Raw genomic sequence first — 13,696 nt, forward strand, 5'->3', positions numbered from 1 at the left:
GGCTGCGCTTTGTCTTTACACCCGTGCGGCTCAGCCCCGCATGGCCTGGCGCACGGCCTGGCCCAGCTCGTACACGGCGGCCGCGTAGAAGAAGCTGCGGTTGTAGCGCGTGAGAACGTAGAAGTTGCGCAGGCCGATGCGGTATTCGGTCGACTGGCCCGGCGTGGGCAGGTCGATCACGAGCACGTCGGTCTCCTGTTCGCGCGCTGCATCGACGCCCGCTGCCAGTGCCAGCCCGGCACGCGTGAGCTTGGACAGCGTCATGCGCGGATACGGCTGGCCGTCTGCGGCTGCCGCAGCGATGCCCAGGCTGTCGGCGTCGCCGGCGATGTTCCACATCACCGGGCGACCAGGTTCCCAGCCGTGCATCTGCAGGAAGCGCGCGACGCTGCCGATGGCATCCACGGCGCTGTTGCGCAGGTCGATATGGCCGTCGCGGTCGTAGTCGATGGCGTATTCGCGGATGCTGGTCGGCATGAATTGCGGAATGCCTACCGCGCCGGCATATGAGCCCAGCACCGAGAACGCGTCCGTGCCGGTGTCGCGGCACCAGAGCAGGTAGTCCTTGAGCTGGTTGCGGAACATCGCGCTGCGTTCTTCGCGATTGGGCGTGTCGGGGTAGTCGAAGGCCAGCGTGGACAGCGCATCCATCACGCGGAAGTTGCCCATGTCGCGTCCATAGATGGTCTCCACGCCGAGGATGCCGACGATCACGTCGGCCGGGACGCCGAATTCCTTCTCGGCACGGCGCAGCGTGTCGCCGTATTGCTGCCAGAACTCGACGCCAGCGCCGATGCGAATCGGCTCGATGAAGCGGCCTCGATAGGCCCTCCAGCTACGGCGGCCGGGCGTGGCCGGCGGCATGATCAGCCGCGACACGGTGGCGGAATACGCCGTGCCGGCAAACAAGGCCTCGAGCGAGGGGCGATCAAAGTTGTACTCGCCGACCAGCATGCCGATGAAGGCCTGCGTCTGCGGGTTGTTGCGGTAGCGGTCGGGGTCGATCTCTTCTTCATGCACCGCCACGCGGCGCTTCGACGAACGGGTGGCTTTCTTGGCTGCCAGCGAGAGCGCAGGGAAGGACAGCGCGGAGAGTGCGGCACCTGCGACCAGGGCGCGCAACACGGGACGACGGAGAGAAGGCGATTGGCTCATGGGCAGGCTTCGGACAGGACCGGGGCATTGTAGCGGATGGTTCTGCCGGACCACCTTGGCAACGGGCCCGCGTGCGACGCCGTGTCGCCGTGCTAACGTATCGGCTGGAGACACCGAAGCACCGGATCACAACACCAACATGGCGACCGGCCTCTATACGCATCCTGAATTTCTCCGGCACGAGATGGGGCCTCATCATCCCGAATGCCCGGACCGCCTGCGCGCGATCGAAGACCAGCTCATCGCAAGCCGCATCGAAGACCTGCTCGTGCCGTGCGAGGCCCCCCCCGCCACCGAGGCGCAACTGTGCCGCGTCCATCGCCCGGAATACGTGCGCGAACTCGTGGCGAATGTGCCGATCGCGGGCTACACGCCCATCGATCCCGACACCTCGATGAACCCGCACACCTACATGGCGGCCGTGCTGGCGGCCGGCGCGGCGGTGGATGCCACTGACAAGGTCATCGCCGGCGAGCTCGAGAACGCCTTCTGCAGCGTGCGACCGCCCGGTCACCATGCCGAGCCGGGGCGCGCCATGGGCTTCTGCTTCTTCAACAACGTGGCGGTGGCTGCGCGTCATGCGCTCGACCATCACGGCCTGCAGCGCGTAGCGATCATCGATTTCGACGTGCACCACGGCAACGGCACCGAGGCCGCGTTTCGCGACGAGCCCCGCGTGCTGATGTGCAGCATCTTCCAGCACCCGTTCTATCCGTATTCTGGTACCGAGGCGGTGGCGCCCAACATGGTCAACATCCCGCTGCCCGCCTATACCAACGGCCTGACCGTGCGCGAAGTCGTGGAGACGATCTGGCTGCCGCGTCTCGAAGCGTTCCGGCCGCAGATGCTGTTCATCTCCGCCGGCTTTGACGCGCATCGTGAAGATGATCTCGGCCAGTTGGGGCTGGTCGAAGCCGATTACGCCTGGATCACGCAACAGCTCATGCACGTCGCGCGTACGCACGCCAACGGCCGCATCGTCAGCTGCCTGGAGGGCGGTTACAACCTGAGCGCGCTGGGCCGCAGCGTGGTGGCCCACGTCAAGGCACTCGCCGAGCTTTAGGTGCTGAACGATGACGAATCGTCGGTGACATTCGAAAAAGTAATAAAGACATCGTTAAAGAATCGTTCCTCGCATGTAGCGGCTGCCTTACACTAGCGCCTTATTTCAAACAAGAACGAGACGGCAACAGCCTGGATCAGGGCGGTTGCCGTTTTTGCATGGAACGCATGATTGAACTCAAGGGGATATCGCAGCACTTTCGGGGGGCGGGCGGTGCCGACGTCCACGCACTGCGTGACGTCGACCTGACCATCGAGCGCGGCGAGGTGTTCGGCATCATCGGCCGCAGCGGCGCGGGCAAGAGCACGCTCGTGCGCGTCATCAACCTGCTGAACCGCCCGACCGCGGGCACCGTCACCGTGGCGGGGCAGGAACTCACCGCACTCAACGCCGACGGGCTGCGCCAGGCGCGCCGCAAGATCGGCATGATCTTCCAGCACTTCAATTTGCTGTCGTCGCGGACGGTGTACGACAACGTGGCGCTGCCGCTCGAACTGGCCGGCACGTCGCGCGAGCGCATCCGCGAGATCGTGCTGCCGCTGCTGGAGCTCGTCGGCTTGTCCGCCCACAAGGATCGCTACCCCGCGCAGATTTCGGGGGGGCAGAAGCAGCGCGTCGGCATCGCCCGCGCGCTGGCGAGCCAGCCCGACGTGCTGCTCTCTGATGAGGCGACGTCCGCGCTGGATCCGGAGACGACGCGCTCGATTCTCGATCTGCTGCGCAAGATCAATCGCGAGCTCGGCCTGACCATCGTCCTGATCACGCACCAGATGGAAGTCATCAAGCAGGTGTGCGACCGCGTGGCGGTGCTCGACGCTGGCCGCGTGGTCGAGCTTGGCCGCGTGATCGACGTGTTCCTCAAGCCGCAGCACGATGTGACGCGCGCGCTCATCGGCGAGGTGATCTCGCAGGAGCTGCCTCCCTCGGTGCTGGCGCGCGTGGAGAGCCGCCTGACGGCCCGCGAGCACGGCGGCCGCGACCACCTGTTCCGCCTGGCCTTTACCGGCGCAGGCGTGGACCAGCCGGTGCTCGCCCAGGCGATCCGCCACTATGGCCTCGACTTCAACATCCTGCACGGCCACATCGACGAGATCCAGGGCCAGGCTTTCGGCTCGCTGGCCATTCTGGCCACGGGCGATATCAACGACATCAGCAATGCGATGAACTTCCTGCGCGAGCAAGGCGTGGTGGTGGAGGAGATCAATCATGTGGTCTGACCTGACCGACCTGTTTCTGCCCGCCTTCTGGGAAACGCTTGCCATGGTGGGCGTGTCCGGGGGCATCGGCGGGCTGTTCGGCGTGCCGTTGGGGGTGCTGCTGTATCTGACGGTGCCGGGCGGCGTGCTGTCGGCGCCGGTGTTCAACCGCGTGGCGGGCCTCGTCGTCAATGCCGTGCGCTCGGTGCCGTTCATCATCCTGCTGGTGGCGGTGATTCCGTTCACGCGCCTGCTGGCCGGTTCGTCCATCGGCACGGCCGCGGCCATCGTTCCGTTGACCATCGCCGCGATTCCGTTCATCGCGCGCCTGGTGGAAACCGCCTTGCGCGAAGTGGACCGCGGCCTGATCGAAGCCGCGCAGTCGATGGGGGCGACCACGGGCCAGCTCGTCTACAAGGTGCTGCTGCCGGAGGCCATGCCCGGCATCCTCGCCGGCCTGACGATCACCTTCGTCAGCCTGGTCGGTTATTCGGCCATGGCCGGCACCATCGGTGGCGGCGGCCTGGGCGACCTGGGCATCCGCTACGGCTACCAGCGCTATGAATCGGACATCATGCTGGCGGTCGTCGTCATCCTGATCGTCTTCGTACAGGCGGTGCAATCGACGGGCGACTGGCTCGTGCGCCGCCTCAGCCATCGTTAATCCTTCATTCGACAGACAAAACGAGGAAACACAATGAACCGTCGTCAACTGCTGCAATGGTCTGCGAGCCTCGGCGCCGCGCTGGCACTGGCCGCGGGCAGCGCCCTGGCCCAGAGCAAGCCCATCAAGATCGGCGTGACCGCCGGCCCGCACGCCGAGATCATGGAAGAGGTGAAGAAGGTCGCCGAGAAGGATGGCGTGAAGCTCCAGATCGTCGAGTTCAACGACTACATCCAGCCGAACGCCGCCCTCGCTGCCGGTGACCTCGACGCCAACAGCTACCAGCATCAGCCGTATCTGGACGACCAGGTCGCCACGCGCGGCTACAAGTTCGTGAGCGTCGGCCAGACCATCACCTTCCCGATGGGCATCTACTCGAAGAAGATCAAGTCGCTGAAGGACCTGAAGGAAGGCGCACGCTTTGGCCTGCCGAACGATCCGACCAACGGCGGCCGAGCCCTGTTGCTGCTGCAGTCGCAGGGCGTGATCAAACTCAAGCCGAACGCTGGCTTCAAGGCCTCGCCGCGCGATGTGGCCGAGAACCCGAAGAAGCTGAGGTTCGTTGAACTGGACGCCGCCCAACTGCCGCGTTCGCTCGACGACCTGGACGCCGCCGCCATCAACGGCAACTACGCCGAGAAGGCCGGTCTGGATCCGACCAGGGATGGCATCGCCATCGAAACCCCGAAGGGCCCGTATGCCAATGTGATCGCTGTGCGCACGGCGGACAAGGACCAGCCGTGGGTGGCCAAGCTGGTCAAGGCGTACCACTCCGACACGGTCAAGGCCTTTGTGAAGGCCAAGTACAAGGACGCCGTCATCGTGGCTTGGTAATCACTTTCTGATCGCTGCGTCGATCCGATAGAGGGCTCTACCAAGCAGATTGCCGGACGTTTCACTGGCGTCCGGCAATTTTTCATGGTTAAAATAGCACGACCGTTCGGAAATTTAACGCGGCCGACTGGCCCCCCTTATAATGGCCGGCGTTTTGCAAAATCGTCTTATCAATTAGTGGAGTGAGCGCATGAAAGTCCTGGTCGCAGTCAAGCGCGTGATCGATTACAACGTGAAGGTCCGCGTGAAGACGGACGGCAGCGGTGTCGATCTGGCCAACGTGAAGATGAGCATGAACCCGTTCGACGAGATCGCCGTGGAAGAGGCAGTCCGCCTGAAGGAAGCGGGCGTTGCGACGGAAGTGGTCGCCGTGTCGTGCGGCGTGACGCAGTGCCAGGAAACCCTGCGCACCGCCATGGCCATCGGCGCGGACCGTGGCATCCTGGTCGAGACGAACGAAGAACTGCAGCCGCTGGCGGTGGCCAAGCTGCTCAAGGCCATCGTCGACAAGGAACAGCCGCAGCTGATCATCCTGGGCAAGCAAGCCATTGACGACGATGCCAACCAGACCGGCCAGATGCTGGCTGCGCTGGCAGGCCTGCCGCAAGCCACGTTCGCCTCGAAGGTGCAGATCGCAGACGGCAAGGCTTCCGTCACGCGAGAAGTGGATGGCGGCCTGGAGACCTTGTCGGTCAAGCTGCCGGCCGTGGTCACCACCGACCTGCGCCTGAACGAGCCGCGCTACGTGACGCTGCCGAACATCATGAAGGCGAAGAAGAAGCAACTCGACACGGTCAAGCCCGAAGAGCTGGGCGTGGACGTTGCACCGCGCCTGAAGACGCTGAAGGTGGTCGAGCCGCCGAAGCGCAGTGCTGGCGTCATGGTGCCCGACGTGGCGACGCTGGTGTCCAAGCTGAAGACGGAAGCCAAGGTGCTGTAAGCGGCGGTTTGTCCCTCCGCGCTACTGCACGCAACTTCAAGCACACCGAACAGGCAGATCAAGATGACCGCACTCGTTATTGCTGAACACGACAATCAATCCATCAAGGCCGCGACGCTGAACACCGTGACGGCTGCCGCCCAATGCGGCGGTGAAGTCCACGTGCTGGTGGCTGGCGCTGGCTGCAGCGCGGCCGCACAGGCGGCTGCGCAGATCGCCGGGGTGACCAAGGTGCTGGTGGCCGATGCGCCGCAGTTTGCCGATGGCCTGGCCGAGAACGTCGCCGAGCAGGCCCTGGCCGTTGCCGGTAACTACAGCCACATCCTGGCGCCCGCCACCGCCTACGGCAAGAACATCCTGCCGCGCGTGGCCGCCAAGCTGGACGTGGCCCAGCTGTCCGACATCACCAAGGTCGACGGCCCCGACACCTTCGAGCGCCCGATCTACGCCGGCAACGCAATTGCGACCGTGCAATCGGCCGACAAGGTGAAGGTGATCACCGTGCGTGGCACGGCATTCGACCCGGCTGCGGCCACCGGTGGCTCCGCTGCTACCGAAAACCTGACTGCCGTGGCTGATGCCGGCATCTCGCAGTTCGTCTCGCGCGAAGTGACGAAGAGCGACCGCCCGGAACTGACCGCCGCGAAGATCATCGTGTCAGGTGGCCGTGGCGTAGGCTCGGGTGAGAACTACACCAAGGTGCTGACGCCGCTGGCCGACAAGCTGGGCGCAGCGCTGGGCGCCTCGCGTGCCGCAGTGGACGCCGGCTTCGTGCCGAACGACTACCAAGTGGGTCAGACCGGCAAGATCGTCGCGCCGCAACTGTACATCGCCGTCGGTATTTCGGGCGCGATCCAGCACTTGGCCGGCATGAAGGATTCCAAGGTCATCGTCGCGATCAACAAGGATCCGGAAGCGCCGATCTTCCAGGTGGCGGACTACGGCCTCGTGGGGGACCTGAACACCGTGGTGCCGGAGCTGGTGAGCGCACTGGGCTGATCGCACCGCGCGGCGCGCTGATATGTGCGCCGCAGCCGCCCTAGGCAAAGCCGTTTCCGACCATGTCTGGAAACGGCTTTTTTATGCGCCCGAGCGCCATCAGGACGGCGCGGACGAGTGGACCGAGCTGACGTTTCGTCCTGATCGCGCTTAACGAGAGTTGGAGAGAGACATGACTTATCAAGCCCCCGTCAAGGACATGCTGTTCGTGATGAACGAGCTCGCTGGCCTGGACAATGTTGCCAAGCTGCCCGGCTTTGAAGACGCCACTGCCGACACCGCCCAGGCCGTGCTGGAAGAAAGCGCGCGCTTTACCGGTGAGGTCGTTGCGCCGCTCAATGTGGAAGGCGATCGGAACCCGAGCAGCTGGAAGGACGGCGTCGTGACGGCCACGCCGGGTTTCAAGGAGGCCTTTGCCCAGTTCGGCCAGGGCGGCTGGCAGGGCGTGCAGCACCCGGTGGAGTACGGCGGCCAGGGCCTGCCCAAGCTGATCGCCACGGCGTGCATCGAGATGCTCAACGCAGCCAACCTGTCGTTCGCGCTGTGCCCGCTGCTGACCGACGGCGCCATCGAAGCGCTGCTGACGGCCGGTACGGAAGCGCAGAAGCAGTTGTTCGTACCGAAGCTCATCTCGGGCGAATGGACCGGCACGATGAACCTGACCGAGCCGCAGGCCGGTTCCGACTTGGCACTCGTGCGCACCCGCGCCGAGCCGGTGGGCGACGGTACCTACAAGATCTTCGGCACGAAGATCTTCATCACCTGGGGCGAGCACGACATGGCCGAGAACATCGTCCACCTGGTGCTGGCGCGCACGCCGGGTGCACCGGAAGGTGTGAAGGGCATCTCGCTGTTCGTGGTGCCGAAGTTCCTCGTGAACGACGATGGCTCGCTGGGCCCGCGCAACGACGTGCACTGCGTGTCGATCGAGCACAAGCTCGGCATCAAGGCGAGCCCCACGGCCGTGCTGCAGTTCGGCGACCACGGCGGCGCGATCGGCACGTTGGTCGGCGAAGAAAACCGCGGCCTTGAATACATGTTCATCATGATGAATGCCGCGCGCTACGCCGTTGGCATGCAGGGCATCGGCGTGTCGGAGCGCGCGTATCAGAAGGCCGTCGCCTATGCACGTGAACGCGTGCAGAGTCGTCCGGTGGACGGCTCCGCCACCAAGGCGGTGCCGATCATCCATCACCCCGATGTGAAGCGCATGCTGCTGACGATGCGCGCCATGACCGAGGGCGCGCGTGCGTTGGCCTACGTGGCCGCCGCCGCATGCGATGCCGGCCATCATGCAGTCGACGAATCGATGCGCAAGCAGAATGCAGCGCTGTACGAATTCCTCGTGCCGATTGTCAAGGGCTGGAGCACGGAGATGTCCATCGACGTGACGAGCCTAGGCGTGCAGGTGCACGGCGGCATGGGCTTCATCGAAGAGACGGGCGCTGCGCAGTATTACCGCGACGCGCGCATCCTGCCGATCTACGAAGGCACCACCGCCATCCAGGCCAACGACCTGATCGGCCGCAAGACGGTACGTGACGGTGGTGCCGTGGCGCTGGGCATCTGCGCGGAAATCGCCAAGGTGGAAGCGGCGCTGGCCGCTGAGGGGGGGGCGCATTGCGAGGCCATGCGTGCGCGGCTGGCGGCCGGCCGTGAGGCGATGGAGTCGGTGGTGCGTTTTGTGGTCGCGCAAACCAAGGCGCAGCCGAACGCCGTCTTTGCGGGCAGCGTGCCCTACCTGCGCCTGTGCGGCATCGTGTTGTCGGGCTGGCAGATGGCCCGTGCGCTGCTCGTTGCCATCGACCGCGAAAGCGACGACCCGAACTTCTACGGCGCGAAGATCGCCACGGCACGCGTGTTTGCCGACGTGCTGCTTACGCAGGCGCCTGGCATTGCGCAGAGCATTCTCACCGGTGGCGAGACCATCGGCGCCGTGCCGGAAGCGCAGTTCTAAACCGCACTGCCGGGCAGCATCGACCGGCATGAAAAAAGGGAGGCCTCGGCCTCCCTTTTGCGTTGGTGCGACGGCGCTCAGGCCAGCGCAGGCTTGCCTGCCGGCATCGGCGAACCGCCAAGGTAGCGATACACCGAGAGGTCATCCGCGCGAATGGCGGGCGAACGACCCGACACCAGATCCGACAGCAACTTGCCTGAGCCGCACGCCATGGTCCACCCCAACGTGCCGTGGCCGGTGTTGAGCCACAGGCCGCGCACCGGCGTCTGGCCGACGATCGGCGTGCCGTCCGGCGTCATCGGGCGCAGGCCGGTCCAGAACGAGGCCTGCGACACATCGCCGGCACCCGGGAACAGATCGTTCACCACGAATTCCAGCGTCTTGCGCTTGCCTGGGTCCAGCCGCTTGTCGTAACCGACGATCTGCGCCATGCCGCCCACGCGGATGCGGCTGTCGAAGCGCGTGACGGCCACCTTGTACGTCTCGTCGAGAATGGTCGAGACGGGGCTCTTCTCGGCGTCCGTCATCGGCACGGTGATCGAGAAACCCTTGAGCGGATACACCGGTACGTTCACAAGGTTCTTCAGGAACGGCGTGCTGTAGCTGCCCAGCGCCACCACCACGAGGTCGGCATCGATCGGCTGGCCGTCGACCAGCGCGCCGCGCACGGCGTCGTTCTTGAAGATGAGGCTGTTGATGGTGCTGTTGAAACGGAAGCGCACGCCGAGCTGTTCCGCCATCGCAGCGAGGCGCGTGGTGAAGAGCTGGCAATCGCCCGTTTCGTCGTTGGGCAGGCGCAAGCCACCGGCCAGCTTGTGGCGGGTCGAGGCCAGGCCCGGTTCACTGCGCACGAGGTCGTCGCGCGAAAGCAGTTCGTACGGCACGCCGGCGCGCTCCAGCACGGCGATGTCGTTCGCGGCGCTGTCGAGCTGCTGCTGGGTGCGGAAGATCTGCAGCGTGCCTTGCTGGCGGCCTTCGTAGGCGATGCCGGTGTCGGCGCGCAGCTCGCGGATGCAGTCGCGGCTGTACTCGGCCAGGCGGACCATGCGCTCCTTGTTCTGCGCATAGCTGGCCGCGTCGCAGTTGCGCAGCATCTGCCACATCCACTTGAGCTGGAACAGGGTGCCGTCCGGGCGGATGGTGAGCGGTGCGTGCTCCTGGAACATCCATTTGATGGCCTTGAGCGGCACGCCGGGTGCAGCCCACGGCGACGCATAGCCGGGCGAGATCTGGCCGGCGTTGGCAAAGCTGGTCTCGAGCGCCGGGCCGGCTTCGCGGTCGACGACGGTGACTTCATGGCCGGCGCGGGCCAGGTAATAGGCGCTGGTAACGCCGATCACGCCGCTGCCAAGAACGAGCACGCGCATGCTGATACTCCCCGGGGATACGTAGACGATAGATGCCGCTATCGTATTCGTACATTTCCAGCAATTGTTTCTGTATATTCTCGGGAAACAGGAACAACTTCGATTTTGGGCCCGGCTGCGGCTCCCCTTGATCATGCGAACCCAGCGCAAGCCCGTGCGGGCCCTCGACAAGCTCGACCGCCGCATCCTCGACCTGCTGCAGAAGGACGGGCGGCTCTCCATGAAGGAACTGTCGGAGGCCGTCGGCCTGACCATCACGCCGTGCATCGAGCGCGTCAAACGCCTGGAGCGCGAAGGCTTCATCCTCGGCTATTACGCGCGGCTGAATCCCGCCATGCTCGGGGCTTCGCTCCTCGTGTTCGTCGAGATCAGCCTGGGCAGCAAATCCGGCAACATGTTCGAGCAGTTCCGGCGCGAGGTCCTGCGCATTCCCGAGGTGTTGGAGTGCCACCTCGTCTCGGGTGATTTCGACTACCTCATCAAGGCGCGCATCCGCGAGATGAGCGAATACCGGCGCCTGCTGGGCGACATCCTGCTGCAGTTGCCCGGCGCGGTGCAGTCAAAGAGCTACATCGTGATGGAGGAGATCAAGGAGACGCTCGCCATCGACGTGACGGAAGAGGGCGGGTGACGTCGCACTGTCACGGAAGCGCCTTACGCTGGCCGGCATTTCGATCCCGTATGCCGATGCCATGTCCGACCAGCCGATCTTCAAGCCGACCCGCCGCACGCTGATCAAGGGTCTTGTTTCCGCCGGCGGCGCCGCGTTGCTCGGCGCGCGAATCGGGGAAGTGCTCGCGCAGGGCGTCGCGCCTGCCGTGGTGACGTCCGAGCGACTGCGTCCGCAAGTGCCCGGCGCCGTGATGAGCGGCGATATCACCGCGGACAGCGCGATCGTGTGGAGCCGGACCGACCGTCCGGCGCGCATGATCGTCGAATATTCGAGCGACGCCGCCTTCAAGCACGTCGCCCGCCGCGTGGGCCCCGCTGCCATCGAGGGCAACGGCCTCACGGCCCGCGTTGACCTGACCGGCCTGCCCGCCGGTGCCGATGTGTTCTACCGCGTCCGCTTTCAGGATCTCGTGCACGACAAGGCATTCAGCGAGCCCGTCAGCGGCCGCCTCCGAACCGCGCCCGTGCAGGCCGATCGGCCGATCTGCTTCGTCTTCTCCGGCGATGAAGCCGGGCAGGGCTGGGGCATCAATGAGCGCTTCGGCGGCTACCGCCTGTACGAAGCGATGCGCCGCGAATCGCCCGACTTCTTCATCCACTCCGGCGACCAGATTTACGCCGACGGCCCCATCCAGGCAGAGGTGAAGCTGCCGGACGGCTCGCTGTGGACCAATCTCGTCACCGAAGCCAAGTCGCACGTCGCGCAAACGCTGGACCATTACCGCGGCGCCTTCGCTTACAACCAACTCGACAGGAACAAGCGTCGCTTCGCCGCCGAAGTGCCGTTCCTCGTGCAATGGGACGATCACGAGGTGCGCAACAACTGGTATCCCGGTCAGCAGATCGGCCCGGAAGAGAAGCGCTACCAGGAGCGCAGCGCGTCGCTGCTCGCCGCGCGGGCGAAGCAGGCGATGTTCGAATACAACCCGTTCCGCTTCAACCCGCTCGACCCGGAGCAGATCTACCGCGCGTTCCAATACGGCCCGCTGCTCGACGTCTTCATGCTCGATGAGCGCAGCTATCGCGGCCGCAATTCGCCGAATCGCCAGACCACGCTCGATGCAGACTCCGCCTTCCTTGGCCCAGCCCAGACGGCGTGGCTCAAGCAATCACTCAAGCAATCGAAGGCGACGTGGAAAGTGATTGCCAGCGACATGCCGATCTCGCTGGTGGTGCCCGACCTGAACCCGGACGTACCCAAGGGCACCTACGAAGCGTGGGCGAACGCCGATGACGGCGGGCCGTCCGGCCGCGAGCTGGAACTGGCCGAGCTCCTGCGCTTCATCAAGCACGAGAACATCCAGAACGTGGTGTGGGTGACGGCCGATGTGCACTACGCGCAGGCCACGTACTATCACCCGTCGCGCGCGAAGTTCACGGAGTTCAAACCGTTCTGGGAATTTGTCGGCGGCCCGATCAACGCGGGCACGTTCGGGCCCAACGAGGTCGACCAAACCTTCGGGCCGGATGTGCGTTACGTCAGCATCCCGAAGGACAATCCGCAGAACCAGTCGCCCGCCGCGCTGCAGCAGTACTACGGCCGCGCGAGGATCGATCCCGCCACGCGCACGATGCACGTGTCGCTGCACGACCTTGACGGCAAATCGCTCTGGGAAGTGACGCTCGACCCGGAAGCGTAGCCGGCGCCACCCCAGCGGAACGCGGGCGGATGCGATAGGATCAGCCCGGCCCCCGCATACGACTCCATTCCGCTGTGCCCGATATGTCCGACCGCCACGTCCCGCGCAAGGGACGCGGCGCCACCTCCAATCTGCAAGGCCGTTTCGAACGCGATGAACGCACACGCGTCGATGACGGCTGGCAACCCCTCGTCGGCCAGTTCGACGCCGCCGACGCGCCGCCGCGCCTGCAGACGAGCGTCTCCATCGAACGCGCGCGCTCGATCCTGAGCCACAACCAGTCGCCCGACATTCCGTTCAGCGTGTCGCTCAATCCGTATCGCGGTTGCGAGCATGGTTGCGTGTATTGCTTCGCGCGGCCCACGCATGCGTATCTCGAACTGTCTCCCGGGCTCGATTTCGAGACGAAGCTGTTTGCCAAAACGAATGCCGCCGAGCTGCTGCGCGAAACGCTCGCCAAGCCGAGCTACCGCTGCGAGCCGATCGCGCTTGGCGTCAACACCGACGCCTACCAGCCCATCGAGCGCGAACTGCGCATCACGCGCGACGTGCTGCAGGTCCTGCACGATTGCGACCACCCTGTGGGGCTCATCACCAAGTCGTCATTGATCGAGCGCGACATCGACCTGTTAGCGCCGATGGCCGCCAAGAACCTCGTCGTGGCGGCCGTGACGATCACCACGCTCGATGCCGACCTCGCGCGCAAGCTCGAGCCCCGCGCGGCCACGCCGTCGCGGCGGCTACGCACGATACGCACGTTGGCGGAAGCGGGCATTCCGGTGGGTGTGAGCGTCGCGCCGATGATCCCTTTCATCACCGACGACCACATGGAGCAGATTCTCGAAGCGTCACGCGAGGCCGGCGCCACGTACGCGAGCTACATCGTGCTGCGGCTGCCGAACGAGTTGAACGCCGTGTTCCAGGACTGGCTGACGGCGCATTTCCCCGATCGAGCGCAACGCGTGATGAACCGCGTTCGCGATCTGCACGGTGGTCAGGATTACAAGGCCGACTTCGCCACGCGCATGCGCGGCACCGGCATCTGGGCGGATTTGCTGCGCCAGCGCTTCTACAAGGCCGCCGACAGGCTCGGCTTCAGCTACCACCGCTACAACGAACGGGTGCTCGACACATCGCAGTTCAAACCGCCTGCGCGCGCGGCCAAGCCAAGAAAGCCCCTCGACGAGCGCCAGGGCAGCCTGTTCTGAC

General features: G+C 65.1%; 12 protein-coding genes. 10 read left to right on the forward strand and 2 right to left on the reverse strand.

All coding sequences use genetic code 11. The features are described 5' to 3' along the window. Nucleotides 1–30: 30 nt before the first annotated feature. Entirely contained in the window at nucleotides 31–1,155 is a 1,125-nt protein-coding gene (mltB, locus tag KHN96_RS06880) for a lytic murein transglycosylase B (protein WP_062739389.1), read from the reverse strand. 139 nt (nucleotides 1,156–1,294) lie between these two features. On the opposite strand from mltB, the gene KHN96_RS06885 reads away from it, so the two are divergent. The 7 genes from KHN96_RS06885 (at nucleotide 1,295) to KHN96_RS06915 (ending at nucleotide 8,808) form a co-directional block, all read left to right on the forward strand. After that, nucleotides 1,295–2,218, forward strand: coding sequence for a histone deacetylase family protein (locus KHN96_RS06885; protein ID WP_045786346.1), 924 nt, complete (start codon nucleotides 1,295–1,297; stop codon nucleotides 2,216–2,218). A gap of 167 nt (nucleotides 2,219–2,385) precedes the next feature. Continuing rightward, nucleotides 2,386–3,435, forward strand: coding sequence for a methionine ABC transporter ATP-binding protein (locus KHN96_RS06890; protein ID WP_045787820.1), 1,050 nt, complete (start codon nucleotides 2,386–2,388; stop codon nucleotides 3,433–3,435). After that, nucleotides 3,425–4,078 carry a methionine ABC transporter permease gene (locus KHN96_RS06895; RefSeq protein ID WP_045786347.1) on the forward strand — a complete coding sequence of 218 codons (654 nt, stop codon included), beginning with the start codon at nucleotides 3,425–3,427 and terminating at the stop codon, nucleotides 4,076–4,078. Before KHN96_RS06890 ends, KHN96_RS06895 begins: the two co-directional genes overlap by 11 nt. 33 nt (nucleotides 4,079–4,111) lie before the next feature. Further along, nucleotides 4,112–4,912, forward strand: coding sequence for a MetQ/NlpA family ABC transporter substrate-binding protein (locus KHN96_RS06900; protein ID WP_045786348.1), 801 nt, complete (start codon nucleotides 4,112–4,114; stop codon nucleotides 4,910–4,912). A gap of 190 nt (nucleotides 4,913–5,102) precedes the next feature. Continuing rightward, nucleotides 5,103–5,852, forward strand: a complete 750-nt coding sequence (locus tag KHN96_RS06905) for an electron transfer flavoprotein subunit beta/FixA family protein (RefSeq protein WP_045786349.1) — start codon at nucleotides 5,103–5,105, stop codon at nucleotides 5,850–5,852. Nucleotides 5,853–5,915: 63 nt separating this feature from the next. Beyond that, the gene (locus KHN96_RS06910) at nucleotides 5,916–6,851 is read left to right on the forward strand and encodes an electron transfer flavoprotein subunit alpha/FixB family protein (protein ID WP_045786350.1); all 936 of its coding nucleotides are present in this window, start codon (nucleotides 5,916–5,918) and stop codon (nucleotides 6,849–6,851) included. Between the two features lie 172 nt (nucleotides 6,852–7,023). Continuing rightward, on the forward strand, nucleotides 7,024–8,808 hold the full coding sequence (locus KHN96_RS06915; protein ID WP_062739388.1) for an acyl-CoA dehydrogenase: 1,785 nt from the start codon (nucleotides 7,024–7,026) through the stop codon (nucleotides 8,806–8,808). A 77-nt stretch (nucleotides 8,809–8,885) separates the two neighbouring features. Here the strand turns inward: KHN96_RS06915 and KHN96_RS06920 are convergent, their stop codons facing one another. Beyond that, nucleotides 8,886–10,175, reverse strand: coding sequence for a D-amino acid dehydrogenase (locus tag KHN96_RS06920; RefSeq protein ID WP_045786352.1), 1,290 nt, complete (start codon nucleotides 10,173–10,175; stop codon nucleotides 8,886–8,888). A gap of 133 nt (nucleotides 10,176–10,308) precedes the next feature. Between KHN96_RS06920 and KHN96_RS06925 the strand changes: the two genes are divergently transcribed. The 3 genes from KHN96_RS06925 to KHN96_RS06935 all read left to right on the forward strand — a co-directional run bounded on the left by KHN96_RS06925 (nucleotide 10,309) and on the right by KHN96_RS06935 (nucleotide 13,695). Next, nucleotides 10,309–10,806: an Lrp/AsnC ligand binding domain-containing protein gene (locus KHN96_RS06925; protein ID WP_045787821.1), complete on the forward strand. Its 498-nt coding sequence runs from the start codon at nucleotides 10,309–10,311 to the stop codon at nucleotides 10,804–10,806. 61 nt (nucleotides 10,807–10,867) lie between these two features. Beyond that, entirely contained in the window at nucleotides 10,868–12,487 is a 1,620-nt protein-coding gene (locus KHN96_RS06930) for an alkaline phosphatase D family protein (protein WP_062739387.1), read from the forward strand. Nucleotides 12,488–12,570: 83 nt separating this feature from the next. Further along, nucleotides 12,571–13,695 carry a PA0069 family radical SAM protein gene (locus KHN96_RS06935; protein ID WP_062739386.1) on the forward strand — a complete coding sequence of 375 codons (1,125 nt, stop codon included), beginning with the start codon at nucleotides 12,571–12,573 and terminating at the stop codon, nucleotides 13,693–13,695. The last annotated feature ends 1 nt before the right edge of the window (nucleotide 13,696 follow it).

The sequence above is a fragment of the Ralstonia mannitolilytica genome (assembly GCF_905397375.1).
GTDB lineage: Bacteria > Pseudomonadota > Gammaproteobacteria > Burkholderiales > Burkholderiaceae > Ralstonia > Ralstonia mannitolilytica.

Coding starts and splice junctions, on each gene's coding strand:
- KHN96_RS06930 (WP_062739387.1), top strand. CDS start 10,868: ATGTCCGACCAGCCGATCTTCAAGCCGACCCGCCGCACGCTGATCAAG.
- KHN96_RS06885 (WP_045786346.1), top strand. CDS start 1,295: ATGGCGACCGGCCTCTATACGCATCCTGAATTTCTCCGGCACGAGATG.
- KHN96_RS06910 (WP_045786350.1), top strand. CDS start 5,916: ATGACCGCACTCGTTATTGCTGAACACGACAATCAATCCATCAAGGCC.
- mltB (WP_062739389.1), bottom strand. CDS start 1,155: ATGAGCCAATCGCCTTCTCTCCGTCGTCCCGTGTTGCGCGCCCTGGTC.
- KHN96_RS06925 (WP_045787821.1), top strand. CDS start 10,309: ATGCGAACCCAGCGCAAGCCCGTGCGGGCCCTCGACAAGCTCGACCGC.
- KHN96_RS06895 (WP_045786347.1), top strand. CDS start 3,425: ATGTGGTCTGACCTGACCGACCTGTTTCTGCCCGCCTTCTGGGAAACG.
- KHN96_RS06915 (WP_062739388.1), top strand. CDS start 7,024: ATGACTTATCAAGCCCCCGTCAAGGACATGCTGTTCGTGATGAACGAG.
- KHN96_RS06905 (WP_045786349.1), top strand. CDS start 5,103: ATGAAAGTCCTGGTCGCAGTCAAGCGCGTGATCGATTACAACGTGAAG.
- KHN96_RS06935 (WP_062739386.1), top strand. CDS start 12,571: ATGTCCGACCGCCACGTCCCGCGCAAGGGACGCGGCGCCACCTCCAAT.
- KHN96_RS06900 (WP_045786348.1), top strand. CDS start 4,112: ATGAACCGTCGTCAACTGCTGCAATGGTCTGCGAGCCTCGGCGCCGCG.
- KHN96_RS06890 (WP_045787820.1), top strand. CDS start 2,386: ATGATTGAACTCAAGGGGATATCGCAGCACTTTCGGGGGGCGGGCGGT.
- KHN96_RS06920 (WP_045786352.1), bottom strand. CDS start 10,175: ATGCGCGTGCTCGTTCTTGGCAGCGGCGTGATCGGCGTTACCAGCGCC.